Here is a 22854-nt window from a genome sequence, read left to right as displayed (position 1 = left end):
CCGCCACCCCTCCATGCAGTCGGGTTTGTAGGCTCGGGGTGTGGATCTTGCGGAGATGCGGCGGGTGTACGGACTGGGTGAGCTGCTCGAGAGTCAGGTCGACCCGGACCCGGTCGTCCAGTTCGGGACTTGGCTGAAGCAGGCGACCGAGGCCGGCCTGCCGGAGCCGAACGCGATGGTGCTGGCCACCGCCGACCACGAGGGCAAGCCGTCCGCGCGGACTGTCCTCCTCAAAGGCTTGGACGCTCGCGGGTTCGTGTTCTACACCAACCAGCAGTCCCGCAAGGCCGACGACCTTGCCAGCAACCCGCACTGCGCCCTCGTCTTCCCCTGGCACGCGATGGAACGCCAGGTCCGCGTCGAAGGTACGGCGAGCAAGCTCCCGACCGAGGAGGTCGACGCGTACTTCGCCAGCCGTCCGCGGGAGTCGAAGCTCGGCGCATGGGCGTCGCAGCAGAGTCAGCCGGTCGAGTCCCGCGAAGAGCTCGACCTTCAGTACGAGTCGTACGAGCGTCAGTGGCCAGAAGGCACCGAGATCTCTACGCCGTACTTCTGGGGCGGCTATCTCGTCTACCCGCACACCTTCGAGTTCTGGCAGGGCCGGACCGGCCGGCTGCATGACCGCCTCGCTTACCGCCGCACCAGCTCCGATTCTTGGGAGCTCGAACGGCTCCAGCCCTGATCGACTGAAGGGGATTCCCGGAATCCGTACCGCTCCCACCATCGCACCAGCGGCGCCGGCGCCCACCAGTTGAGGCGACCGAGCAGCCGCATCGTCGCCGGCACCAGTAGCGCCCGTACGATCGTCGCGTCCAGGGCGATCGCGATCACCAGGCCGACCCCGATCATCTTCACGAACACGATGCCCGACGTGGAGAACGCGGCCACCACGATGATCAGCAGCAACGCCGCGCTGGTGATGATCCCGCCGGTCCGCTGCAGTCCGAGCGCGACCGCCTGCGTGTTGTCGCCGGTCTGGTCGTACTCCTCGCGGATCCGGGACAGCAGGAACACCTCGTAGTCCATCGACAGCCCGAACAGTACGGCGAACAGCAGCACCGGATTGGTGGCGTCGAGGAACCCCGCCGAGGTGAAGTCGAGCAGGCCGGACAGGTGACCGTCCTGGAAGATCCACACCATTGCGCCGAACGCCGCCGACAGCGACAGGACATTCATCACCAGCGCCTTCGCGGGCAGCACAAAGGAGCCGAAGGCAACGAACAGCAGCACGAACGTCACCAGCACGATGAACGCCGCCATCCACGGCGCCCGCTCGGCCAGCACGTCCAGCAGGTCGATCACGGTCGCCGTCTCGCCACCGACCTCGGTCTGCGTCCCGGCTGGTGGCTGCAGCGCCCGTACGGCGTGTACGACGTCCCGCGCCTGCAACTCCTGCCCCGTGAAGTGCGTGTGCACGACTACCGAGGCGACACCGTCCTTGTAACCGCCGATCCGCACGTAGTCGACGTCACGGATCTCTCCGAGCGAGCCCACATATCCGGACAGCGCGGCCGAAGGATCGGCTGGTGGCGAGTCGAACCGCACGGCCACGAAGATGTCGGAGCCACCGGCCTCGGCGAAGTCCCGCTGCAGCGTCTCCGTCACCGTCCGGGACGTCGCGCCACTCGGCAGCACCCGATGATCCACCCCGCCCAACTGCGCCTGCAGGAAGGGGATCCCGAGCACCAGCAGGACCGGAACCAACACCAGCACATACCGCACCGGCCGCCGCATCACATTGTGCGCCAGTCGATACCAGGCTCCGTGCTCGGCAACCCCAACGGCCCGAGATCGAAGAAACGGCAGCCGCAAACTGTTCACCCGATGCCCCAGCACGGCGAGCAGCGCCGGCAACGCCGTCAACGCCGCGACCATCGCGACAGCCACCGCGGCCGCACCGCCGTACGCCATCGAGCGCAGGAACATCACCGGGAACAGCACCAGGCTGCTGATCGCGACGCCGACGGTCACACCAGAGAAGGCGACCGTCCGTCCGGCCGTCGCCATCGTCGCCGCCAGCGCGTCCTCAACATCCTTGCCCTTGGCAAGCTCTTCGCGGAACCGGGTGACCATGAACAACGCGTAGTCGATCGCCAGCCCGAGCCCGATCATCGTCACGAGGTTGATCGAGAAGATCGACACGTCGGTGATCGCCGACAGTCCACGCAGCAGCACGAAGGCGCCCAGGATCGCCAGCGCGCCGACGAACAGCGGCAGGCTGGCCGCGACCAGACCACCGAATACGACCACCAGCAGCACCAGCACGATCGGCGTCGAGATCGTCTCGGCCCGCACGATGTCGTGCTCGGTCTGCGTGTTCACCTCCTCGAACAGCGCGACCTCACCGCCGACCTTCGCATCCAGCCCTGGTGGTGACGTCCGGACCTGAGCGGCGATCTTGTGGAAGGCCTCCAGCCGTTCCTCCGGCTCCGCGCCGGCCAGCGTCAGTACGGCGTACGTGCTGTGCTGGTCCTTCGAGACGAAGGCGGGGGAGCGGGTGCTCCAGTACGTCTGAGTCGCGACGACATCCTGCGACGGCAGCGCCGACAGGTGCTGCGAGACGGACTCCCGGAACGCTGGATCGGCGACGGTCCGATCGGAGCTGTGGTAGAGCACGACCACGTCCGTGCCGGTGCGGCCGACGCTCTGCTCGATCGTCTCGACCGCGCGCGACGCCTCGGTGTCTGGGGCGTCGAAGCCGCCGTTCGCCAGCGAGCCGAACACGCCGGTGCCCCACGCCAGTCCGACGGCGACGAAGGCTGCCGTCAGAGCCAGCACCAGGCGGCGGCGCCGATACGTGAAGCGGCCGAGCGTCTCGAACACGAAACTCTCCCCCAGGGCGTAGATTGAGAGGCGGTCGAAAGCGTGAACAGCGTTAACTGTTAACGGTGTTCACTCTAATCGGACGGTGTGCAGTCATGTCAAGCGAGGAGAGCGAGGAGCCGGTGTGGACGTAGGCGGGACCGGACGGGATCGGCGGAGAGCCGCGACGATCGCGGAGATCAAGTCCGCCGCCCGGCTGCAGTTGATCGAGGGCGGCGCCGCGGCGGTCGGCCTGCGCGCGGTCGCCCGCCGCCTCGGCCTGACCCCGCCCGCGCTGTACCGGTACTTCGACAGCCACGACGCCCTGATGACCGCGCTGATCTCGGACCTGTACGACGAGCTGACCGGCGTACTGGAGGAGATCCGCGACGGCGACCCGGACGCGGATGTCGGCACGCGCCTCTACCTGGTCGCGGCCGGGCTCCGGATCTGGGCGCTGGGTCATCCGGCCGAGTTCGGGCTGATGTTCGGTACGCCGGTGCCGGACCCGCTGGCGCTCAATCACCAGCAAAGGCCTGACCATCAGGCGGCCATGCGGTTCGGCGCGGTGTTCAAAGAACTGGTCGCGCAGGTCTGGGCGCAGCAACCGTTCCCGTGCCCGAGTGACAACGACCTCGGCCCGGTGTTGCTCAAGCAGTTGCGGCAACGGTCGGAGTACTTCGAAGGCATGCCGCCCGGCGCGATCTACCTGGCGCTGAACTTCTGGACCAGGCTCTACGGCCTGATCTGCATGGAAGCCTTCGGCCAGCTGCATTGGGCGCTGGACGACGCCGGCGCGTACTTCGAGGCCCAGATGCTGGAGATGGGCGAAGCGCTAGGCCTCGACTGCCCGCCACCAGACTGGGAGTAAGCCAGACAGCGAGTAAGCCAGACAGCGAATAAGGAAGCCCGCGGGCGCTTCCAGAATCACCGACCGGGTGGCCGGAACTCTGGGTCAGGCGGACTGACCTGACTGCCCGCGGGCCCGGTGGCTGGCGTTGGATTGGCCGACCACATGCCCACATTTAGTGGTTGGCGGTTAGCCCGCCGCCACCTCACGAGTCCGATAGCAATTCATGCGTTGGACCACCTCCCTTCGCGTGTACTGCGAACCTACTGTCCGAAGGTCTCCCGTTCAACCGGTTTTCGCCCACAGATGAAGCCCGGAACGTGATCCCATAAGAGACATGATCAGACTCGGTCTCCCCGCACTCCTGCTGCTGATCGGAACCGGCTGGTTCGCGTGGGCGTCGTACCGCCGGGCCGCCCAGGCGGAGCGGGCCCTGGCCGAGCTCAACGCCGAGAACCGGGCGCTGCTGCACGAGGTCAGGGCGCTCGAGCGGGCGATCGCGGCTGCCGAGCAGGGCTTGCGTACGCTCAGCTCGCATCCGTCGGTGCCGCGGGATGTCGCGGTCGCCGTCGACCTGACGCTCGCCGACGTACGGCGACTGGTAGAACGCAAGGAGCTCGACGACTGATGGTAAAGCTGGGGAACACGGGGGCGGCAGTCGCCAGGAGGGGCGGGATCAAGGGCAAGGTGATCGGCGGGGCGATCGCGGCGGTGATCCTGCTCATCATCCTGTTCAACATCTTCAACTTCGCCGACACCGATGCGAACAAGATCGGTCTGCACTACGGCGGCGGCGTGGTCGAGGACAAGAAGTTCAAGTCGATCATCCCGCCCGGCTCGACGAACAAGCTGATCGGCCCGGGCGACACCGTCTACGACTACCCGATCGACCAGCGCTCGTACATCATCGGCGGCGCCGGCGCGGACACCGACAACGCCGACGAGGTCACGGTGGTCAGCAAGGACAACGTCCGGCTCGGGGTCCGGGTGCAGGTGTACTTCACCCTCAACCGCAGCGAAGACGTGCTGAAGTCGTTCCACGAGCGGATCGGCCTCAAGACCGACGCCTACACCGACAGCGGCTGGAACGACATGCTGCAGGCCTACTTCCGGCCGCAGATCGACCGCGCGCTGGCGGCCGTCGGGACCAACTACAACTGGGCCGAGCTCTACAACAACGAGGCGAAGAAGTCCGCCTTCCAGACCGCCGCGGCCAAGGAGTTCACCCGGTTGCTGCCGGCTGCCGTCGGTGGTGACTACTTCTGCGGCCCGTCGTACACCGGGAACAACGCTTGCGGCGAGCTGTCCTTCACCATCCAGAAGCCGACGCCGCTGGACAAGGGCATCATCGACGGACTGGAGGCCAAGCAGCGGGCCGAGCTGGCCAAGGCGACGCAGGAGCAGAAGAACCAGCAGGTCAACGTCGAGCTGCAGTCGGTCAAGCAGCAGGTCGCGCTGCTGGGCTCGCAGGGCTACCTGCTGAAGACGGCGATCGAGTCGGGCAAGATCCAGTTCATGGTCATCCCGCAGAACGGCAACGTCAGCATCCCGGTGCCGACCACCGCCACGACCACCCCCAGGTAACCCATGACCGGGCTGCCGTCACACCTCGAGCTCGTGCAGGGCGTCGTCCTGCCCAAGCCGGTCGGCGCGGACCCGGTCCTCGACTTCGTCAACACCCGCTCGGACTGGACCGGTCGCGACCCGGCCCGGACCGAGTGGCTGACGTCGTACGAGGCCTTCCTGATCTGGAACTCGTACGTCGGCCTGCTGCCGGCAGCCACCGTGTTCCGCCTCATCGAGCAAGCCAGTGGCAAGCCGACCGAGGCGGCGCGGCGGCTGCACGCGGCGCTGGAGTTCAGGACCGACCTGTACGACGTGCTGACCGGCCAGGCGACAGGTGGTTCGTTCGAGGGCGCGGCACGGGTGATCGAGAAGGCCTCCGGGCGCCGCCAACTCGTGCCGACGGACGACGGCGCTGTGTGGGAGCTGCCGGAGGATCTGGTCAAGCCGCTGGACAACATCGCGCTGCTGGCCGGTGAGCTGCTGACTGGCCCGTCGCTGGCTCACGTGCGCCGTTGCCCGGGCGAGTCGTGCGGCTGGCTCTTCCTCGATCCGCGCGGTCGCCGGCGCTGGTGCTCGATGGCGACGTGCGGCAACCGGGCCAAGGTCCGCGCCCACGCCGCCCGCGCGCGTTAGTTCGCGAGCGTTAGTTGAAGAGCGCCGGGTCCACAGTGATCCAGGTCTGCCGCGCTCGGGCCAGCACGCGGCCATCAGCGTCGTACAGAGTCGTGGCAGTGAACGTTTTCCGGCCGTCCTCGCCGAGGTAGCGGCCGAGCGCCACGCAGGCCTCACCGGCCGGCGGACGTGCGTCGATGCACGCGGTGATCTGGCCAAGCACCGACGGCCGGCCCTCCAGATCGATCGCCCATCCACCCGGGCAGTCGAGCGCGGCCCACAGGAAGACGGCATCCACCAAGTCGCCGGTCGCGAGGTCGGCCGTCGGTCGCCAGGTGCACGCCGTACGCCCATCACCCAACGGACCGGGCTTCAGTTGGAGTCCAGCTGAGTTGGCCGGCCCGCAGACAAAGCAGGTCGGGAACGGGTGATTCTTCAATCCCCGGTACGACGCCTCAGCCGCGCGAGCCTCCTCGGGTGACACCGGGTCGATCGTCGCGTCGGCGAGGAACTCGGCCTCGACGGGCTTGCCGACCGCAACCACGTCCTCGCCCGACAGCAGCTGAGCCCCCGAACCATCGGCGGCAAGAGCCAAGTCCCGCTCGAGCGGCGGCGGCATCCGCAAGGTCACCTGCGCCACCATGCCGTCACCGAGCTGCTCGGCAAGCACAGTTCCCACGCGGCCGGCGACATAGCCGCCGTTCCCGGACTGCGCCGGTCCCTGAAACCGCCGGCCGACCCGAACCACCTGCTCACTCATGGCCCCCGACCTTAACGCCATCACGTACACCGCCCATTCGGCCACGAAGAGTAATCACAAGCTCGAGGCCCAGGACGTGGGTAGATGGGGCGGCTGTGGGGAAGTGTGAGTACTGAGAAGGCTGGGGAAGAAGGAGATCCAGAGAAATCTGAGGAATTCTCGGAGATTACTGAGCTGAGCACTCCTGTTCAAACGACCGCTTGAACTATGCTGACTTAAGGCTACGGCGAGTGAGCAGGTGGGGTGCCTGAGCAAGCAGTGGCCGGGGGGAAGGAGAACTCTGTGGAGACACCGGTCGAAACGACCAGGGAGAGACTGCTCAACGTCGCCGAGCAGCGGTTCGGCGAAGGGGGTTACGAGGGGACCTCACTCCGCGCCATCACGGTTGCGGCAGCCGCGAACATCGCGGCGGTGAACTATCACTTCGGCTCGAAGGAAGCGCTGCTGCGCGCGGCGGTGGCGCGCGCGATGGCGCCGGTCAACACCGAACGGCGGCGCCGGCTGGACCAACTGGAGGCCGGCTCGCCGACGCCGGAGCAACTGATCCGTGCGTTCATCGAGCCCGGTCTGGATCTCGTCCTGCGCCGCGGTGAGCGCGGGGCGGTGGTCGCCCGCTTCATCGGCCGGATCGCCTTCGATCCGAGCCAGCGGATCCGCGACCTGTACGCCGCGGAATCCGATCCGATCGAGTCGCGGTACCTGTCCGCACTCCAGGCTGCCTTGCCGCAGGCGGCGCCCGAGTCTGTCGCGTTCGGCTACGTGAACATGCTCGGTCTGCTCGCACTGCACCAGTCCCAGGCGCTGTCGCGCACGCCTGGTGTGGCGGAGGACGAGGACCCGAGCAAGCTGGCCGAGAATCTGATCGCCTTCTTGGTGGCGGCGTTCGACAAGGGCCTGCGCTCCTGATCCGGTTGCGTCCGTAAACCCGCGGTTCCTGCCCGCGGGCCTTCGGACGCAACTGAACCAGCATCGTCAGAGGTCTGGTCGGAGTTGTCCAATAATTGCTCACGGATGTTCGGAGGGCAGGTTAACGCTGCATAATGGCGCTCCGTGGACCCCTGTGAAGTCGTGGTCGCCGTCGATCTCGGTGGAACCCGGATGAAGTGCGGCCTGGTCGCCGCCGACGGTGCCGTGCTGCATCGCGAAACCAGGCCGACGCCCCGGGAAGCCGGCGGCCGGCCAATCCTCGACGCCCTGCTGGAAACCGTCGTCGAGCTCGGCCAGAAGGCGACCGCCGATGGCCATCGGGTCCGCGCTGTCGGTGTGGTCGTGCCCGGCATCATCGACGCGGCGACCGGCACGGTCAGCGCCGAGAACCTGGCCTGGGTCAGTACGCCGGTGCTCGCCGAACTGAAGGCCGCGATCGGCGAGGACCGGCCGATCGTGCTGGCCCACGACGTCCGCGCCGGTGGGTACGCCGAGCTCCGCCAGGGCGCGCTCACCGGGACCACGAACTCGCTCTTCCTTCCGCTCGGCACCGGGATCGCCGCCGCGATGGTGATCGACGGCTCGCTGGTCAGCGGCGACGGCTACGCCGGAGAACTCGGCCACACCCGCTTCATCCACGGCGACGCCGCAGAGCAGTGCGCCTGCGGCCAGTGGGGCTGTCTGGAGACAGTCGCCTCCGCAGCCGCGCTGGCCCGCCGGTACGGCGCTCGCACCGGCCGGACTGTGGACGGCGCCCGAGAGGTGCTGGAGCTGCTCGCAGCCGGCGATCCGGACGCGGCACAGGTGTGGGACGACGCACTGACCGTGCTGGTCGACGCACTCGTCCTCTACACCACCCTGGTCGCTCCCACGCGGATCGCGATCGGTGGTGGACTGGTAGGAGCAGGCGAGACGCTGCTGCAGCCACTCCGCGACGGCATCCATGCCCGGCTGACGTTCCAGCGCGAGCCGGAGATCGTCGCCGCCGTACTGGGTGAGGAGGCCGGTTGCCTCGGCGCCGCGCAAATGGCCTGGGACCGGGTGGCCGCCGACGAGAGTGGGGAGCAGACGGTATGACGACGTATCGCGTGGGCCGGCTCGTCACGCCGGACGACGTGCTGGAGAACGCGTGGATCCAGGTGGTCGACGAGGACATCCTCGCCTTCGGCCGCCGGTCCGAGGGGATGCCGGCCGACGGCAAGCGGCCGGAGGAGCTGGGCGACGTGACGGTTGTCCCGGGGTTCGTCGACATCCACACTCACGGTGGTGGCGGGTCGACGTACTCGACGACCGATCCGGAGGAGGCGCGCAAGGTCGCGGCCTTCCACGCCAGGCACGGTACGACGACCACGCTCGCCAGCCTGGTCACGTCGCCGCTGGATGACCTGGTCTCGCAGACCGCGTGCCTCGCGGACCTCGTCGCCGATGGGGTGATCGCCGGGGTGCATCTGGAAGGGCCGTTCCTGTCCGAGGCTCGGTGTGGTGCGCACGAGCCGTCGCTGCTGCGTGATCCAGTCGCGGACGATGTGGCCAAGGTGCTGAGCGGCGCGGTGAAGATGGTGACCATCGCGCCGGAGCTGGAGCACGGGCTGGACGCGATCCGGCAGGTGGTCGACGCCGGGGCGGTGGCTGCACTGGGCCACACCGACGCGACGTACGAGCAGATGATCGCGGGTGCCGACGCTGGCGCAACGGTGGCGACGCACTTGTTCAACGGGATGCGGCCGTTCCATCACCGCGACCCAGGGCCGGTTGGTGCCGCGATCAACGACGAGCGGCTGCTGCTCGAGGTGATCAACGACGGCATGCACCTGGATCCGCAGGTGGTCCGGGTCGCCCTGGCCGCCGCGGGGGTGGGCCGGATCGCGTTGATCACGGACGCGATGGAGGCGACCGGGATGCCGGACGGCCGGTACACGCTCGGGACCCTCGAGGTGGACGTCAAGGAAGGTCTGGTGACGCTTGCCCACGGCAAGCATTCGATTGCCGGCAGCACCTTGACGATGGACGTTGCCTACGCCAACGCGGTGAAGTCGGGTGTCTCGCTGGTGGACGCTTCCCGGATGGCGTCGACGACGCCGGCGCAGACGTTCGGCTGGTACGACGTCGGCGCCATCGAGACGGGTAAGCGGGCGGACCTGGTGATCCTGGACGACGAGTACGCCGTCCAGAAGGTGATGCGGGCCGGCTCGTGGCTGGACTGATAGGAACCGTTACCCTCAACCTCGCGCTGGACGTCACCTACGAGGTCGACGAACTCGTCGTCGGCGGCAGCCACCGCGTCGGCGCGATCCGGCAGCGGGCCGGCGGCAAGGGAGTCAACGTTGCCCGGGTCGCATCGACGCTCGGGCATCAGGTGCTTGTCCTCGGGTTCGTCGGCGGCGTCACTGGTGAAGTCGTCGCGGAGGAACTCTTCGATTCCGGGCTGACCGCGCTGCTCACCCCGATCGCCGGGGAGACACGTCGTACTGTTGCCATAGTCAACGGTGCCGACGGGGACGCGACGATCTTCAACGAGGCCGGGCCAGCGGTGAGCGTCGACGAGTGGCGCGCGTTCACCGACCGGATGCCGTGGGCGCGGCTGGGTGTGCTGGCCTGCTCGGGCAGTCTTCCGCCCGGTCTGCCGGCGGATGCGTACGCCGAACTCGCCGTCCGCGCACGTCATCACGACGTACTCACGGTCATCGATGCCGGCGGCGATGCGCTCACCGCGGCCGCGAAGGCCGGCGCTGTGGTGCGATCGAATGCTGCGGAGTTGCGCGAGGCGCTTGGCGACGTTCCCGTCGAAGAAGGAGCTCGGGAACTGGTTGCCCGAGGCGCCGCCGCGGCTGTGATCACCGACGGATCGCGGGGAATGGTTGCTGCCAGCCACAAAGGTGTCTGGCGCGCGCTCCCGGTAGAAAAGGTTTTCGGGAACCCGACCGGCGCGGGCGATGCGTGTACGGCGGTCGTCGCGGCGGCTGTCGGGGAGTCGCCGGAGCCCGACTGGTCCGTCGTACTGAAGTCTGCTGTCGCCGCATCCGCTGCCGCTGTGCTCACGCCGGTTGCCGGGGACATCGATCTGGCCGCGTACCGGCGCTGGCAACCTCAGGTTGCCGTCAACTAGAAGGAGTTCTCATGCCGTTGGTATCCGGGGCCGAGGTCGTGCTGGCCGCTGCCAAGGCCGGCCGTGGGGTCGGGGCGTTCAACGTCATCCAGTTGGAGCACGCGACCGCTTTGATCGCCGGCGCCGAGCAGGCCGGTGCGCCGGTCATCCTGCAGATCAGCGAGAACGCGGTGAAGTACCACGGCTCGCTCAAGCCCATCGGCGTCGCCACCCTCGCCGCCGCGGCCGCCGCGTCCGTCCCGGTCGTCGTACACCTCGACCACGCGATGGACCGCGACCTGGTCACCGAGGCCGTCGCCCTCGGGTTCACATCGGTCATGTACGACGCGTCGAAGCTCGAGTACGACGAGAATGTCGCCGCCACCAGCGAGGTCACGTCGTACTGTCATGATCACGGCGTCTTCGTCGAGGCCGAGATCGGCGAGGTCGGCGGCAAGGACGGCGTACATGCGCCCGGCGCTCGCACCCGGCCCGACGAGGCGGTCGCCTTCGCCGAGGCGACCGGTGTCGACGCACTCGCCGTCGCAGTTGGCTCCTCCCACGCGATGACCGAACGCACCGCAACCCTCGACTTCGACCTCATCGCCGAACTGCACGCCGCGGTGCCCGTCCCCCTCGTCCTGCACGGCTCGTCCGGTGTCGCCGACCCCGACCTCACCCGCGCCGTCGAAGCGGGCATGACCAAGGTCAACATCGCCACCCACCTCAACAACGTCTTCACCGCGTCAGTCCGGCAAACCCTCGCCGACAACCCGGCGCTGGTCGACACTCGCAAATACCTAGGCCCAGCCCGAGACGCCATCGCCGCCGAGGTAGCTCGTCTGCTGGCGATCCTCAAGGCGAGCTGATGCCCAGCGGCCAGCCGCCTCTGGCGCGGAGGCTGGGAGTCTTCGATGCGGTGGTGATCGGCCTCGGGTCGATGGTTGGGGCGGGGGTATTTGCGGTGTGGGCACCGGCGGCGCAGGCCGCTGGGTCTGGGCTCTTGATCGGGCTGGTGATCGCAGCGATCGTTGCCTACTGCAACGCGGCGTCGTCGGCGCAGTTGGCTGCGGTCTACCCGGTCTCCGGTGGTACTTACGTCTACGGGCGTGAGCGCCTGGGGGAGTGGTGGGGCTTCGCCGCCGGATGGTGTTTCGTGGCGGGCAAGACCGCCTCATGTGCCGCGATGGCGCTCACCTTCGCCACCTACGCCGTACCTGGTGGTGGCTGGCTGCGGCGGCTCGCAGCGTTGGCCGCCGTGCTCGGTCTGGCAACTGTCAACTATCGCGGCGTCACCCGGACCGCGCGTCTCACCAGGATCCTGGTCACCTGCACGTTGATCGTTCTCGCACTCGTCCTGGTGATCCTGTTCGGCAACTCGCCACAGCACGAGCTGCCCTCGGTCGGTGACGCTTCGCCGTACGGCGTACTGCAGGCAGCCGGCCTGTTGTTCTTCGCCTTCGCCGGCTATGCCCGGATCGCGACCATGGGCGAGGAGGTCCGCGAGCCACAGACAACGATCCCCCGGGCGATCACGGCAGCGCTGATCATTGCCATCGGCATCTACTTGCTCGTTGCCCTGGCGCTGCTTTTCACGCTCGGTGGTGATTTCAAGTCGGCACCCTTGGCCCAAGCCGTCGACGCGGCCGGCTCGGCCTGGGCCGTTCCAGTCGTCAGAGTCGGTGCGGTTTTGGCCAGCCTCGGCGCACTCCTCGCGCTGATCGCCGGCATCGGCCGCACCACCCTCGCCATGGCCCGCAACGGCGACCTGCCGAGCTGGCTGGCCGCCGTACATCCGCGCTTCCAGGTGCCGCACCACGCCGAGCTCGCGCTGGCCGCGGTCGTCGGAATCCTCGTGCTCACCACCGACCTGCGGGGTGTGATCGGCTTCTCGTCGTTCGGCGTCCTGCTGTACTACGCGATCGCCAACGCCTCGGCGTTCACCCAACCGGCCGATCAACGTCGCTGGCCTCGCGCCCTCAACGTGATCGGCCTGGTCGGCTGCGTCGTACTCGCAGTCACCCTCCCGTGGACGTCGGCAGTCGTCGCCGCGGCCCTCCTCGCCGGCGCCCTGCTGGTACGACGACTCAGGACAAGTCGCGCCGGATCCGCCAGAAACTGAACCCGGCCAGAGCACAGGCCAGCAGCAGGAAGAACCCGAACTCCCGCCACTGCACTTGCCAGAACTTGTCGGCGGTGAAGTACTTGAGGTGCTGGCGGTAGCCTTCGTCGGCCAGCCGCTGGTAGCAGGCAGCGGCCTTGGCCGACACGGCGCCGTTGGACGACACCACGCCGTTCGCCGAATCCGGGGGCGCGGGCGGCGCGCAGTCGATCACCCAATCCGGCAGCGTGCCCACCGTCTTGCCGGCCTTGTCGACGGTCTTGTCGGACAGCTTCCATGCGCCGACAGCCCCGGATGCCACCTCTATCTCCTCCACCCTGCCATTCGGACCGGACATCATGAAGCCACGGATGTTGTCCTGGGTCACGGTGAGGTACGACTCCGTCGGCGCGAGCAGATGCGGCCGGATGAATGTCGGCGCGAGAACCTGCACCAGGATCACCGCGGCCAACGTCACCGCGAGGGCGACGACAGTACGACGTACGACGAGTCCGACGGCCACGCCGAGGGCGAAGGCGAAGGCGGCGTACCCGACCGGGACCAGCCCGCGAGCACCGAAGACTGGCGGGAACATCCGCGGCAGGTAGGTGTTCGAGTCCTGCCCTGCGTTGATCGCGTCGTCGATCGGATCGGCCCACCAGGTCACGGCAAGGCTGAGCAGTCCGGTGATCGCGACCGCGGTGAGGCCGGTGAAGGCCATCTTGCTGACGAGCCATCGACCGCGACTGATGCTCTGGCTCCACACCAGCCGGTGAGTGCCGGTTTCCAGTTCGCGCGAGATCAGCGGTGCGCCCCAGAACGCCCCGATCACCGGCGGTACGGCGTACAGCAGCACCTGCCCGATCACGTACAGCGCGGGGTTGAGACGCTGGAACCCGAGACTGCGGATGAACGTCGTCGTGAGCCGCTGATAGTCGTCCGCGAGACCCGGACCGGTGACGGCCAAGAAGATCGCCGCGGCCAGGACCACCGAGCCGACTACCAGGAGCTGAACGCGGAACTGCCGCCAGGTCAGCCAGATCATCGCTGTACCTCCAAGACAGGTCGCTCGGTCGGGGCGGTGCGGCCCATGTACGCCAGCACGAGATCCTCGAGCGTGAGTTGAGAAACGGTCCAGGCCGGGTCGAGAATCGGCTGATCGGTCCGGATCAGGAACGTCGACTGCCGATCGGTGTGGCTCTCGCTCACCACGTGCTGATCACGTGGCAGGTTCTTCGCATCACGGCGCGGCCCGACCAGTCGGTAGTGCGTCGCCAGCAGGGTGTCGATCTCGCCGCTCACCTGCACCCGCGAGCCGACCAGCACGATCAAGTAGTCACACGCTCGCTCCACATCGGACACCAGATGCGAGGACAGTACGACGCTCAACTCCTGCTCGGCCACGGCCTCCATCAAGTCCTGGAGAAACTCGCGCCGGGCCAGTGGATCAAGGGCAGCGACGGGCTCGTCGAGGATCAGCAACTCGGGTCGCTTGGCCAGTCCGAGCGTCAGAGCGAGCTGGGCGCGCTGACCGCCGGAGAGCTTGCCGGCGCGTTGCTTCGGGTCGAGCTGGAGGTGCTGAATCCGTTGCTGGGCAAGGGAATCGTCCCATTCCGGGTTGAGCCGGGCGCCCAGCTTCAGGTGGTCGGCCACGCTCAGCCTGCTGTAGGTGGGTGTGTCCTGAGCGACGTACCCAACCTTGGCCTGCTGCGCACCGGCCGGCCCGCCGAGCACCTCAACCGAGCCGGCAGTCGGCGTCAACATCCCCACCGACAGGTTGAGCAACGTGCTCTTACCCGCCCCATTCGGCCCGACGAGGCCAACCACATGCCCAGCCGGAACCTCAAGATCGCAATCGGTCAACGCCCACCGGCGCCCGTATTTTTTGCCCAACGCCTGGGCCTGCAGAACCGCGGTCATGCTATGTCCTCCTGCTGAGCGGCGGTCCGAAAGGTTGTGAGGAAGAGGGCCTCGATGCTTTCGTCGTCGAGGCCGGCTTTGCGGGCCTTGGTCAGCCAGCGGCGGAGGTCCTGCCGGAGTGGGCCGTGGGCGGCGAGGGTGTTGTCGGTCAGCGTGCGGGTCACAAACGTGCCGCGGCCTGGACGGGCCTGCACCAGCCCTTCGTGCTCGAGCTCGCGATACGCCTTCAGCACCGTGTTCGGGTTGATCGCCAGGGCGGCCACCACGTCCTTCACGGTCGGCAACTGATCCCCCTCCCGCAGCAGGCCGAGCCGCAACGCGTTCCGGACCTGTTGAACGATCTGCTGGTACGGCGAAACCCCCGACCGGCCGTCCAGATGGAACTCGATCATCTCCAACCCCATTCATCTAGGTAACTATCACTATAGGGGTATCCCCTAAGTCGAGGTCAAGCTCCGCGGATGGCGTCGTACCTCCGCAGGGCTTGCTGGCGGGCCTCGGTGTGGTCGACGATCGGCCGCGGACCGCCGTACTTCCACGGTTCGTGGGCGGTCTTGCCGTCGAGGTGGTGCAGTTCGGGGACCCAGCGGCGGACGTAGTCGCCGTCGGGTCGAACTTCAGGCCCTGGGTGACCGGGTTGAAGATGCGGAAGTACGCATCCCCGCGTCGACGAACGGGAACCCGGTCTTTCCTTCGCGCCAGGCGTCGAAGGCGTCGCCGGGTTCGTCGTACTCCATCCGCTCGAACTCCGGCCTGGAGCGGCTTCCAGGAGGCCTGCGGGTTCCGGGCCAGTAGGTCCGCGCAGAAGTCGCGCCAGGCGAGTTCACGTCGGTAGCGTCGGTGAGCTGTTTGCGGGCGAGCATCGTGCGCGGGTGGATTTCGCCGTACTTGAGCGGGATCGACATCCGTGACGTGCTCTCCAGGTCCGGTCGGTCGCGCTCGTCGTCGTACCGGCTGAGGTCGTACTCGCGCCAGCGTTCGAGCGCGGCCGCTTCACCGAGTCTGTACAGGAGGACAGGAGGTATCCCTGGGTAACCGGCGCCCCGCCGCGTGAGCCCGCGCCGAACGCTGTCCCACCCCGACACCTCCTGTCCTTCTGCACCCGGCAGAGCGACGGTGGGCAGATTGGGTAAGGGTTGCCTTGATAGGTGAGAATGGTTGTCGTGAGCGAGCTGATCGATACCACCGAGATGTATCTGCGGACCGTCTACGAGCTGGAAGAAGAGGGCATCCTGCCGCTGCGCGCGCGGATTGCCGAGCGGCTGCACCAGTCCGGTCCGACGGTCAGCCAGACGGTGGCGCGGATGGAGCGCGACGGCCTGATCAAGGTCGAGGGCGACCGCCACCTCGAGCTCACCGACGTCGGCCGCAAGCAAGCTGTCCGGGTGATGCGCAAGCACCGCCTGGCCGAGCGCCTGCTGGTGGACGTGATCGGGCTGGAGTGGGAGGACGTCCACGCCGAGGCCTGCCGCTGGGAGCACGTGATGAGCGACGCGGTCGAGCTTCGGTTGCTGAAGATCCTCGACAACCCGACCGAGTCGCCGTACGGCAACCCGATCCCGGGCCTGGAGGAGCTGCAGAAGGACGGCCAGGCGAGCGGCATCGAGGAGTTCCGGATCGGCGTCGAGCCGCTGGACAAGGTGCTCGACCAGGCGACCGGTGAGAGTGTCCGGGTGCTGGTCCGGCGGATCGCCGAGCCGGTCCAGACCGACGACGATGCCATGTCGGTGCTGCGCCGTGCGGGCGCGCTGCCGGGCCGCGAGGTCGATTCCACCCTCGACGCCGAGGGTGTGTTGGTCGGCAGCCGGGAAGCGGGCGGCGTCATCAGCGATGAAACGGCCGGCCACATCTTCGTCAGCCGGGTCTGAACACTTCAAAGATGTATTAAGACCGCGCACGCTGAGCGCTCGATGCTGTACGGCGTGTGCACACCAGGTACCCTCTGACCGCAATGTCTGAGAACGAGATCGACTGGCCGGTTTACCTGCGGGAGTTCCACACCGCGGCTCCCGGCAGCACCGAAGCCCTGCTGTCCCGCGCGGTGGCCGGCGACCACACGCCGTACCGCTGGCTCGTCCGCGCCGTGTCCGGCGAGGCCCGCCGGGTCCTCGATCTCGCCTGTGGGAACGGCCCGGTCGCCCGTGAGCTGTACGGGCGCTGGGTCGTCGGCGTCGACAACAACCCGGCTCAGCTCGCCGGTGCGCCCGGTCCGAAGGTCCAGGCGGATGCGGTGCACCTTCCGTTCGCCAACGAGGTGTTCGACGTCGTCACCTGCTCGATGGGCCTGATGGTGCTCCAGCCGCTCCCCGCCGTACTGGCTGAGGCGGCTCGGGTTCTGCGTCGTGGCGGTGTTCTGGCCGCGATCGTGCCCGCTGTACGCCCGCTGCGCCGCGGCGACATCCGCACCCTGAGCGGACTCACCACGCGCCTCCGGTCCACCCCGCAGTTCCCGGCGGGCGGTGAGATCACCGAGCTCAAGGACCAGCTGCACCACGCCGGCTTCGACGTGATGGAGAGCCAGCGCGAGCGGTACGTCTACACGATCTACACCCGCGAGGATGCCCAGCGGCTCGTCAACGCGCTCTACCTCCCCGGTACGCCGGATGTTCGCCGCGACACCGCCGCCGGCTGGCTCGCGGACCGCGCCGAGTCGAAGGACGGCCTCGAGGTCGCCATCCCGATCCGCCGCGTCACCGCGATGCGGACCAAGCTCGCCCTCACCGGTTCCTGATGACATCGTTACCGTGTGCCTGTGAGTGCGCTGAGCTGGTCCGTTCGGGTGGTCGACCGGGCGCTCGACGGTGAGACGGTCTACCGCGAGCTGCTGGCCGGGGAACCGGTCGCGTTCTGGCTCGACGGCAGTCTGACGGATCGAGCCGTACGGCGGGTTTCGGTGCTCGGTACGACGCTCGGCCCCGGCGCGGAGGTCGTCGTACGGGATGTTGCCTCCGGCGACGTGTTCGCGGAGTTGCAGGACCTGATCGAGGACAAGGCAGCCCGGCTGTCCGGCGTACCGGATGAGCTGGCCGGGCTGTTCAACGGCGGCTATGTGGGGTACTTCGGCTACGAGCTCAAGGCGCTGACCGGGGGAGCCGCCAAGCACGAGTCGCCGACGCCCGACGCGCTGTGGATCTGGGCGAACCGTTTCGTCGTGATCGACCACGACCGCGACGTCAGCTACCTCGTCGCGGTGGACGGCGTCGATGACGGCTGGCTCGACCGAGCCTCGCGAAGTACCGCGCACTGGTCGATGGCCGGCGTCGATGCGCCCGCGATCGCCAAGCTCGACCTCGAGGCGCATCTGGAGCAGGACCGCGCGACGTACCTGGCCGGGATCGACGCGTGCATGGCCGCGCTCGAGGCGGGCCAGACGTACGAGGTCTGCCTGACGAACCGCGTCCGCCTTCCGGCCGTGCCCGACCCGTTCGAGTTCTTCCTCTGGCAGCGGGCGAACAACCCAGCGCCGTACGCCGCCTTCCTCCGGTACGGCGATCTGGCCATCGCGAGCTCGTCGCCGGAGCGGTTCCTGACGGTGGATGCCGACGGCTGGGCCGAGTGCCGGCCGATCAAGGGGACGGCGCCGCGGGAGGCGGATCCGACGCAGGACGAGTTGGCCGCGAAGGCGCTCGCCGAGGACGAGAAGACCCGGGCCGAGAATCTGATGATCGTCGACTTGATCCGCAACGACCTCGGCCGGGTGAGCGAAGCGGGGACGGTGCATGTGCCGCAGCTGATGGAGGTCGAGAGCTACCGGACCGTGCATCAGCTCGTCACCACGGTCCGCGGCCGGTTGCGGTCCGGGGTGTCGGCGCTGGACGCTGTCCGGGCGTGCTTCCCGCCGGGGTCGATGACGGGGGCGCCGAAGATCCGGACGATGGAGCTGCTGGACGAGCTCGAGTGGAGTGCGCGCGGGGTGTACTCCGGGGCGCTCGGGTATCTGACCGTGGACGGCCGAGCGGATCTCAGCGTGGTGATCCGTACCGCCGTACTGACGCCGTCCGAGACGGTGATCGGTGCGGGTGGCGCGATCGTGCTCGACTCCGAGCCGGTCGCGGAGTACGACGAGATGTTGCTCAAGGCAATCGCGACGGTGGGCGGAGCGTCCGCCGGGCGGCCGTGACGAAAGGGGAGTGACGAAAGGGTGGGGGAGATGAGTGAACTGCAGGTGGCCGATTCGTTCCTTGTTGCCAATGGCAAGGTTCGGGGGATCGAGCTGCACCGGGAGCGGTTCGTCGGGTCGTGCGCGGCCGCCGGCGTCGATGCGGGGAGGTTCTGGGCCGAGCAGATCGGGCGGTTGCCGGGGTTCGGGCGGTGGTTCCCGCGGTTCGAGCTGCGGGTGTCGGGTGAGCTCGCGGTTCAGTTGCGGCCTGCACCGCCGGTCGGTGGGCGCGTGCGCGTCGCCGTACACGAAGGTCGCGATCCTCGGGTTTCGCCGCGGGTGAAGGGGCCGGATCTGGAGCTGCTCGGGAAGCTGAAGGATGCCGCGCCCGATCGAGCCGACGAGATCCTGTTGCTGGACGAGGACGGCACTGTGCTCGAGGCCGCGTACTCAGCCGTCGCCTGGTGGGAGGACGAGACGCTCTGCTTCCCGCCGTCGGACCGTCCACTGCTTCCGTCCGTCACCGCGCAACTCCTCCGCCAGATCGCCGTCGGGCAAGGCGTCGAGGTCGCCGAACACGCCCGCACCCCCGCCGACCTCCAGTCCTCCGAAGCCTGGCTCCTCAACGCCCTGCACGGCATCCGCCCCATCCACGCCTGGCGCGACTCCGCCATAGACCCCCTCCCCAACTCCCAATCCGCCCTCTGGCAAAACCACCTCACCGCCCTAGCCAAGCCCCTCTAACCCCCCACCGCCGTCCCGGCGGGATCAGGTGAGCCGGCGCTCAGTCGTGGATATCTGTTCCGCGCGGGAGCAGATATCCACGACTCGGCGGCAGTTCGAGATCCCGGCGCCAGACAGTTGCAGCTCATGCTGCTTGCTAAAAGTGATATCAAGTTGATAGCTTGGGGATATAGGGAGAGGAGTGGGGATGGCTGAGGTGGATGTGGTGGAGATGCCGGTGCCGAAGGTGGCCGAGCGGGGTGCGTGGAACGTCAACGGGTGGCCGGTGGCGTTCGCGGCGTTGGTGGTGCTGGTGGCGGGGGTGGTGCAGTTCTCCGTCGGCACCGCGAACGGGCAGGGTGCGATGGTCGTGCTCGGGATCGTGCTGTTCGTCGCCGCGCTGATCGTGGCCGCCGGGCTCACCCCGGTGTCGCCGGGGCGGGCGCGCGTACTGCAGATCCTCGGCCGGTACGCCGGCACGATCCGGACCGACGGGCTGCGCTGGGTGAACCCGATCGCGACCCGCAAGGAAGTGTCCACCCGGATTCGCAACCACGAGACGGCCGTTGCCAAGGTCAACGATGCCGACGGCAACCCGACCGAGATCGCCGCGGTCGTGGTCTGGCAGGTCGAGGACACCGCGCAGGCGATGTTCGAGGTGGACGACTTCGTCGAGTTCGTCGCGATCCAGACCGAGACCGCGGTCCGGCACATCGCCAACAGCTACCCGTACGACGTCCACACCGAGGACGGCGGCCTGTCGTTGCGGGACAGCACCGACGAGATCACCGAGACGCTGTCGGCCGAGATCGCCGCCCGGGTCCAGGCGGCCGGGGTGCGGGTGATCGAGTCGCGCATCACCCACCTCGCCTACGCGCCGGAGATCGCCCAGGCGATGCTGCGCCGCCAGCAGGCGGGGGCGATCGTCGCGGCCCGGCAGCGAATTGTCGAAGGTGCGGTCGGCATGGTCGAGCTCGCGCTGGAGCGGCTGTCCGAGCACGAGGTGGTCGAGCTGGACGAGGAGCGCAAGGCGGCGATGGTCAGCAACCTGATGGTGGTGCTGTGCGGCGATCGCGACGCCCAACCGGTGGTCAACACCGGCTCGCTCTACCAGTGAGCGCGGACCGTGGCCGTCGAACGGAAGAAGATCCTGCTCCGGCTGGATCCCGTGGTGCATGACGCGCTGGCCCGGTGGGCGGCCGACGACCTGCGCAGCACCAACGCACAGATCGAGTTCCTGCTCCGCCGGGCGCTCGCCGATGCCGGCCGCCTGCCGGGCAACGTGGGCAAGATGCGCCGCCCCGGCCGCCCCGCCAAGGAGGCAGACGATGACTAGAGCAACGGTCACGCCGATACGGCGTGCCGGACGGGGAGCGGTACGGCGAGACACCAGTCGCCGCGTTGTTGCACTGGGCAAGCTAAAGGCCCCGGATGCCTTGGCTGCAAGGCTTTTCCTGCTCGCCTACGATCCGCAGACCGGCAAGCTCGCGGCGCGGTCGAGGCTCGGGAAGATCCTTCGCGCCGCCGCGCTCGTCGATCTCCAGCTGAGCGGGAACCTTGCCGATGACAACGGCCGGGCCCGGCTGACCAAGGCGGCCGATCCGGCCGATGCGGTGCTCGCCGCAGTGCTCGGCGACATCCGCCGGGTCGGACCGCGCAAGTGGCGGACCTGGGTGGACAGGCATCCGCGCACGATCGTCCGTGACGTCCGCAGCGACCTCGAACGCGCCCGCCTGATCAAGGTCGAGCCGTACCGCGTTCTCGGCGTCTTCCCCGCTCATCGCATCACCATGCGGCAGCCACTGATCCGTCGTCAGCTGCTGCAGAGAGCGACGGACACGCTCCGGCCGGCCCGGCTCGTCACCCGGGTCGACCTCCGCGACGCGGCGATCGTCGTACTGGCGTCGACCGGTGATGTTCGCACCGTCCTCAGCAAGGACCAGGGCAAGCGCCACAAGGAACGCCTGGCGCAGCTCGCCGTCCGCGTGGGACCGGTCGTACCGGCGCTGAAAAAGGCCCTGCAGCAGTCGTCGTGACCCGGTGAGGTCGTATGGTTCGTTACTCACGTAACGAACCAGGGAGGGGGCCGTGGTGTTCGACGACCGGAGCCCGATCTATCTGCAGATCGCGGACCAGATCAAGAGCGACATCGTCACCGGTGCCCTCGCCGAGGACGAGCAGGTGATGTCGACGAACCAGTACGCCGCGTCCTACCGGATCAACCCCGCCACCGCGGCGAAGGGCTTCGCCCAGTTGGTCGACGAAGGCGTCCTGTACAAGAAGCGCGGCATCGGCATGTTCGTCGCCCCGAACGCCCGCGACCTGCTCCGCACCAGCCGCCGCGATTCGTTCTTCGCCGAGGTGGTCGACCCGATGATCCGGGAGGCCAAGGCGATCGGCGTACCCCTGAAGGACGTCGTCCAGCACATCCGCCACTACGGAGACGCCTGATGAACCAAACGCTCGCCGTACGGACGGAGAACCTGTCCGTCAGCTTCGCCGGCGTGCCCGCGCTTGACCGGCTCGACCTGCGACTCGCGCCAGGCAAGATCCACGGGCTCCTCGGCCGCAACGGCTCCGGCAAGAGCACGCTCGCGGCCACGCTGGCAGGCTTCCGGCAGCCCGACGAAGGCCGCGTCCTGATCGAAGGCAGTGATCTCGGTACGGCGCTCGAGCCTTACGAGAACGCGGTCGTGACCAGCCGGATCTGCCTGATCCGCGAGTCGGGCGATCTCGTCGACGCCGCGGCCGTGAAGCATGTGATTGCTCTGGCTGCAAGCCTGCGCCCGTACTGGGACAACGAGTTGGCCGGCGAGCTGCTCGACCGGTTCGAAGTGCCGACGAACAAGCGGGTGCAGAAGCTGTCCCGCGGCAAGAAGTCCGCACTCGGCGTCGTACTCGGACTCGCCAGCCGCGCGCCGCTGACCATCTTCGACGAGAGCTACCTGGGCATGGACGTGCCGTCCCGCAACCTCTTCTACGACGCTCTGCTCGCCGACTACGCCGAAGTGCCGCGCACAGTCGTACTGTCGACGCATCTCGTCAGCGAGGTCAGCACGATGCTCGAGGAAGTCGTCATCCTCGACAACGGCCGCCTGGTCACGCAGTCGCCAGTCGACGCCCTCCGCGGCCGTGGCGCGTCGATCGTCGGCCCGGTCGCGGCAGTGGACGAGTTCACCGCAGGTTTCACCGTACTCGCGGAAGAGAGGCTCGGCGGGACGAAGTCGACGACGGTGCTGGGCGACCTCGATCCGGTCCTGCTGGCCGAAGCCGCTGCGGCCGGTCTCGAGGTCGGCCCGGTCGGCCTGCAGGACCTCTTCGTCCACCTCACCGCTCCAACGGGAGCCAGTCGATGAACGAGCGCAGCGAGTTCATCAGACAGCACAGCGCGTCTCGTGTCTCATCCGCG

The 22854-nt window shown here is 68.1% G+C and carries 27 protein-coding genes; 20 read left to right on the top strand and 7 right to left on the bottom strand.

Annotated elements, in window-relative coordinates:
- Positions 1 to 40 precede the first annotated feature (40 nt).
- The gene (gene pdxH / locus EV646_RS14495; protein WP_241995949.1) at positions 41 to 682 is read left to right on the top strand and encodes a pyridoxamine 5'-phosphate oxidase; all 642 of its coding nucleotides are present in this window, start codon (positions 41 to 43) and stop codon (positions 680 to 682) included.
- Here the strand turns inward: pdxH and EV646_RS14490 are convergent.
- A complete protein-coding gene (locus tag EV646_RS14490; RefSeq protein WP_132148582.1) occupies positions 631 to 2823 on the bottom strand; it encodes an MMPL family transporter in 2193 nt (730 codons plus the stop codon). The two genes, pdxH and EV646_RS14490, sit on opposite strands and share 52 nt — an antisense overlap.
- A gap of 124 nt (positions 2824 to 2947) precedes the next feature.
- On the opposite strand from EV646_RS14490, the gene EV646_RS14485 reads away from it, so the two are divergent.
- The 4 genes from EV646_RS14485 to EV646_RS14470 all read left to right on the top strand — a co-directional run bounded on the left by EV646_RS14485 (position 2948) and on the right by EV646_RS14470 (position 5851).
- On the top strand, positions 2948 to 3673 hold the full coding sequence (locus tag EV646_RS14485) for a TetR/AcrR family transcriptional regulator (RefSeq protein WP_132148580.1): 726 nt from the start codon (positions 2948 to 2950) through the stop codon (positions 3671 to 3673).
- A 316-nt stretch (positions 3674 to 3989) separates the two neighbouring features.
- A complete protein-coding gene (locus EV646_RS14480) occupies positions 3990 to 4280 on the top strand; it encodes a hypothetical protein (protein ID WP_132148578.1) in 291 nt (96 codons plus the stop codon).
- Entirely contained in the window at positions 4280 to 5236 is a 957-nt protein-coding gene (locus EV646_RS14475) for an SPFH domain-containing protein (RefSeq protein ID WP_132148576.1), read from the top strand. Before EV646_RS14480 ends, EV646_RS14475 begins: the two co-directional genes overlap by 1 nt.
- 3 nt (positions 5237 to 5239) lie before the next feature.
- Positions 5240 to 5851, top strand: a complete 612-nt coding sequence (locus EV646_RS14470; protein WP_132148574.1) for a CGNR zinc finger domain-containing protein — start codon at positions 5240 to 5242, stop codon at positions 5849 to 5851.
- Positions 5852 to 5861: 10 nt separating this feature from the next.
- Here the strand turns inward: EV646_RS14470 and EV646_RS14465 are convergent, their stop codons facing one another.
- On the bottom strand, positions 5862 to 6590 hold the full coding sequence (locus EV646_RS14465; protein ID WP_132148572.1) for a hotdog family protein: 729 nt from the start codon (positions 6588 to 6590) through the stop codon (positions 5862 to 5864).
- A 282-nt stretch (positions 6591 to 6872) separates the two neighbouring features.
- Between EV646_RS14465 and EV646_RS14460 the strand changes: the two genes are divergently transcribed.
- The 6 genes from EV646_RS14460 (at position 6873) to EV646_RS14435 (ending at position 12724) form a co-directional block, all read left to right on the top strand.
- On the top strand, positions 6873 to 7496 hold the full coding sequence (locus tag EV646_RS14460; protein ID WP_132148570.1) for a TetR family transcriptional regulator: 624 nt from the start codon (positions 6873 to 6875) through the stop codon (positions 7494 to 7496).
- A gap of 144 nt (positions 7497 to 7640) precedes the next feature.
- On the top strand, positions 7641 to 8594 hold the full coding sequence (locus EV646_RS14455; protein ID WP_241995947.1) for an ROK family protein: 954 nt from the start codon (positions 7641 to 7643) through the stop codon (positions 8592 to 8594).
- Entirely contained in the window at positions 8591 to 9721 is a 1131-nt protein-coding gene (gene nagA / locus EV646_RS14450) for an N-acetylglucosamine-6-phosphate deacetylase (RefSeq protein ID WP_132148568.1), read from the top strand. Before EV646_RS14455 ends, nagA begins: the two co-directional genes overlap by 4 nt.
- Positions 9709 to 10623 (top strand): 1-phosphofructokinase family hexose kinase, encoded by a 915-nt coding sequence (locus EV646_RS14445; protein WP_132148566.1) that lies wholly within the window; start codon positions 9709 to 9711, stop codon positions 10621 to 10623. The genes nagA and EV646_RS14445 overlap by 13 nt, the downstream gene beginning before the upstream one ends.
- An 11-nt stretch (positions 10624 to 10634) precedes the next feature.
- Complete coding sequence (locus EV646_RS14440) at positions 10635 to 11471, top strand: class II fructose-bisphosphate aldolase (RefSeq protein WP_132148564.1); 837 nt, start codon at positions 10635 to 10637, stop codon at positions 11469 to 11471.
- Complete coding sequence (locus EV646_RS14435) at positions 11471 to 12724, top strand: APC family permease (protein WP_132148562.1); 1254 nt, start codon at positions 11471 to 11473, stop codon at positions 12722 to 12724. Before EV646_RS14440 ends, EV646_RS14435 begins: the two co-directional genes overlap by 1 nt.
- Here EV646_RS14435 and EV646_RS14430 read toward each other — a convergent pair.
- From EV646_RS14430 to EV646_RS39310, 5 genes are read right to left on the bottom strand one after another with little or no spacing between them, the layout of a single operon-like run.
- Positions 12690 to 13748 (bottom strand): ABC transporter permease, encoded by a 1059-nt coding sequence (locus EV646_RS14430; protein WP_132148560.1) that lies wholly within the window; start codon positions 13746 to 13748, stop codon positions 12690 to 12692. The genes EV646_RS14435 and EV646_RS14430 overlap by 35 nt on opposite strands.
- Positions 13745 to 14623, bottom strand: a complete 879-nt coding sequence (locus EV646_RS14425; RefSeq protein ID WP_132148558.1) for an ABC transporter ATP-binding protein — start codon at positions 14621 to 14623, stop codon at positions 13745 to 13747. The genes EV646_RS14430 and EV646_RS14425 overlap by 4 nt, the downstream gene beginning before the upstream one ends.
- A complete protein-coding gene (locus EV646_RS14420; protein WP_132148556.1) occupies positions 14620 to 15027 on the bottom strand; it encodes a GntR family transcriptional regulator in 408 nt (135 codons plus the stop codon). Before EV646_RS14420 ends, EV646_RS14425 begins: the two co-directional genes overlap by 4 nt.
- Before the next feature lie 44 nt (positions 15028 to 15071).
- Positions 15072 to 15197, bottom strand: a complete 126-nt coding sequence (locus EV646_RS40955) for a hypothetical protein (RefSeq protein ID WP_422386714.1) — start codon at positions 15195 to 15197, stop codon at positions 15072 to 15074.
- 43 nt (positions 15198 to 15240) lie between these two features.
- Positions 15241 to 15708 carry an FAD-binding domain-containing protein gene (locus tag EV646_RS39310; protein WP_199236974.1) on the bottom strand — a complete coding sequence of 156 codons (468 nt, stop codon included), beginning with the start codon at positions 15706 to 15708 and terminating at the stop codon, positions 15241 to 15243.
- 69 nt (positions 15709 to 15777) lie between these two features.
- On the opposite strand from EV646_RS39310, the gene EV646_RS14410 reads away from it, so the two are divergent.
- The 9 genes from EV646_RS14410 to EV646_RS14370 all read left to right on the top strand — a co-directional run bounded on the left by EV646_RS14410 (position 15778) and on the right by EV646_RS14370 (position 22801).
- The gene (locus EV646_RS14410) at positions 15778 to 16491 is read left to right on the top strand and encodes an iron-dependent transcriptional repressor DtxR (protein WP_132148554.1); all 714 of its coding nucleotides are present in this window, start codon (positions 15778 to 15780) and stop codon (positions 16489 to 16491) included.
- Between the two features lie 83 nt (positions 16492 to 16574).
- Positions 16575 to 17354: a class I SAM-dependent methyltransferase gene (locus EV646_RS14405; protein ID WP_132148552.1), complete on the top strand. Its 780-nt coding sequence runs from the start codon at positions 16575 to 16577 to the stop codon at positions 17352 to 17354.
- Between the two features lie 21 nt (positions 17355 to 17375).
- Positions 17376 to 18743, top strand: coding sequence for an aminodeoxychorismate synthase component I (pabB, locus tag EV646_RS14400; RefSeq protein WP_132148550.1), 1368 nt, complete (start codon positions 17376 to 17378; stop codon positions 18741 to 18743).
- A gap of 30 nt (positions 18744 to 18773) precedes the next feature.
- Positions 18774 to 19466 carry an aminotransferase class IV gene (locus EV646_RS14395; protein ID WP_132148548.1) on the top strand — a complete coding sequence of 231 codons (693 nt, stop codon included), beginning with the start codon at positions 18774 to 18776 and terminating at the stop codon, positions 19464 to 19466.
- A gap of 187 nt (positions 19467 to 19653) precedes the next feature.
- Positions 19654 to 20562, top strand: coding sequence for an SPFH domain-containing protein (locus tag EV646_RS14390; protein WP_132148546.1), 909 nt, complete (start codon positions 19654 to 19656; stop codon positions 20560 to 20562).
- 9 nt (positions 20563 to 20571) lie between these two features.
- Entirely contained in the window at positions 20572 to 20781 is a 210-nt protein-coding gene (locus tag EV646_RS14385; RefSeq protein ID WP_132148544.1) for a type II toxin-antitoxin system antitoxin, read from the top strand.
- Entirely contained in the window at positions 20774 to 21481 is a 708-nt protein-coding gene (locus EV646_RS14380) for a GOLPH3/VPS74 family protein (RefSeq protein WP_158290959.1), read from the top strand. Before EV646_RS14385 ends, EV646_RS14380 begins: the two co-directional genes overlap by 8 nt.
- A 52-nt stretch (positions 21482 to 21533) precedes the next feature.
- Positions 21534 to 21896 (top strand): GntR family transcriptional regulator, encoded by a 363-nt coding sequence (locus EV646_RS14375; protein ID WP_241995943.1) that lies wholly within the window; start codon positions 21534 to 21536, stop codon positions 21894 to 21896.
- Positions 21896 to 22801, top strand: a complete 906-nt coding sequence (locus EV646_RS14370) for an ATP-binding cassette domain-containing protein (protein ID WP_132148540.1) — start codon at positions 21896 to 21898, stop codon at positions 22799 to 22801. Before EV646_RS14375 ends, EV646_RS14370 begins: the two co-directional genes overlap by 1 nt.
- Positions 22802 to 22854 lie beyond the last annotated feature (53 nt).

This window comes from Kribbella antiqua (assembly GCF_004345665.1).
Classification (GTDB): Bacteria; Actinomycetota; Actinomycetes; order Propionibacteriales; family Kribbellaceae; genus Kribbella; species Kribbella antiqua.
The sequence above is the reverse complement of the archived record's forward strand: the minus strand, read 5'-3'. Positions and strand labels throughout refer to the sequence as shown.

Excerpts from the sequence above, each read along its gene's own strand:
- EV646_RS14435 (WP_132148562.1), top strand. The coding sequence starts at position 11,471 with ATGCCCAGCGGCCAGCCGCCTCTGGCGCGGAGGCTGGGAGTCTTCGAT.
- EV646_RS14395 (WP_132148548.1), top strand. The coding sequence starts at position 18,774 with ATGAGTGAACTGCAGGTGGCCGATTCGTTCCTTGTTGCCAATGGCAAG.
- nagA (WP_132148568.1), top strand. The coding sequence starts at position 8,591 with ATGACGACGTATCGCGTGGGCCGGCTCGTCACGCCGGACGACGTGCTG.
- EV646_RS14390 (WP_132148546.1), top strand. The coding sequence starts at position 19,654 with ATGGCTGAGGTGGATGTGGTGGAGATGCCGGTGCCGAAGGTGGCCGAG.
- EV646_RS14470 (WP_132148574.1), top strand. The coding sequence starts at position 5,240 with ATGACCGGGCTGCCGTCACACCTCGAGCTCGTGCAGGGCGTCGTCCTG.
- EV646_RS14480 (WP_132148578.1), top strand. The coding sequence starts at position 3,990 with ATGATCAGACTCGGTCTCCCCGCACTCCTGCTGCTGATCGGAACCGGC.
- EV646_RS14420 (WP_132148556.1), bottom strand. The coding sequence starts at position 15,027 with ATGGGGTTGGAGATGATCGAGTTCCATCTGGACGGCCGGTCGGGGGTT.
- EV646_RS14425 (WP_132148558.1), bottom strand. The coding sequence starts at position 14,623 with ATGACCGCGGTTCTGCAGGCCCAGGCGTTGGGCAAAAAATACGGGCGC.
- EV646_RS14475 (WP_132148576.1), top strand. The coding sequence starts at position 4,280 with ATGGTAAAGCTGGGGAACACGGGGGCGGCAGTCGCCAGGAGGGGCGGG.
- EV646_RS14405 (WP_132148552.1), top strand. The coding sequence starts at position 16,575 with ATGTCTGAGAACGAGATCGACTGGCCGGTTTACCTGCGGGAGTTCCAC.
- EV646_RS14370 (WP_132148540.1), top strand. The coding sequence starts at position 21,896 with ATGAACCAAACGCTCGCCGTACGGACGGAGAACCTGTCCGTCAGCTTC.
- EV646_RS14440 (WP_132148564.1), top strand. The coding sequence starts at position 10,635 with ATGCCGTTGGTATCCGGGGCCGAGGTCGTGCTGGCCGCTGCCAAGGCC.
- EV646_RS14410 (WP_132148554.1), top strand. The coding sequence starts at position 15,778 with ATGGTTGTCGTGAGCGAGCTGATCGATACCACCGAGATGTATCTGCGG.
- EV646_RS14430 (WP_132148560.1), bottom strand. The coding sequence starts at position 13,748 with ATGATCTGGCTGACCTGGCGGCAGTTCCGCGTTCAGCTCCTGGTAGTC.
- EV646_RS14380 (WP_158290959.1), top strand. The coding sequence starts at position 20,774 with ATGACTAGAGCAACGGTCACGCCGATACGGCGTGCCGGACGGGGAGCG.
- EV646_RS14465 (WP_132148572.1), bottom strand. The coding sequence starts at position 6,590 with ATGAGTGAGCAGGTGGTTCGGGTCGGCCGGCGGTTTCAGGGACCGGCG.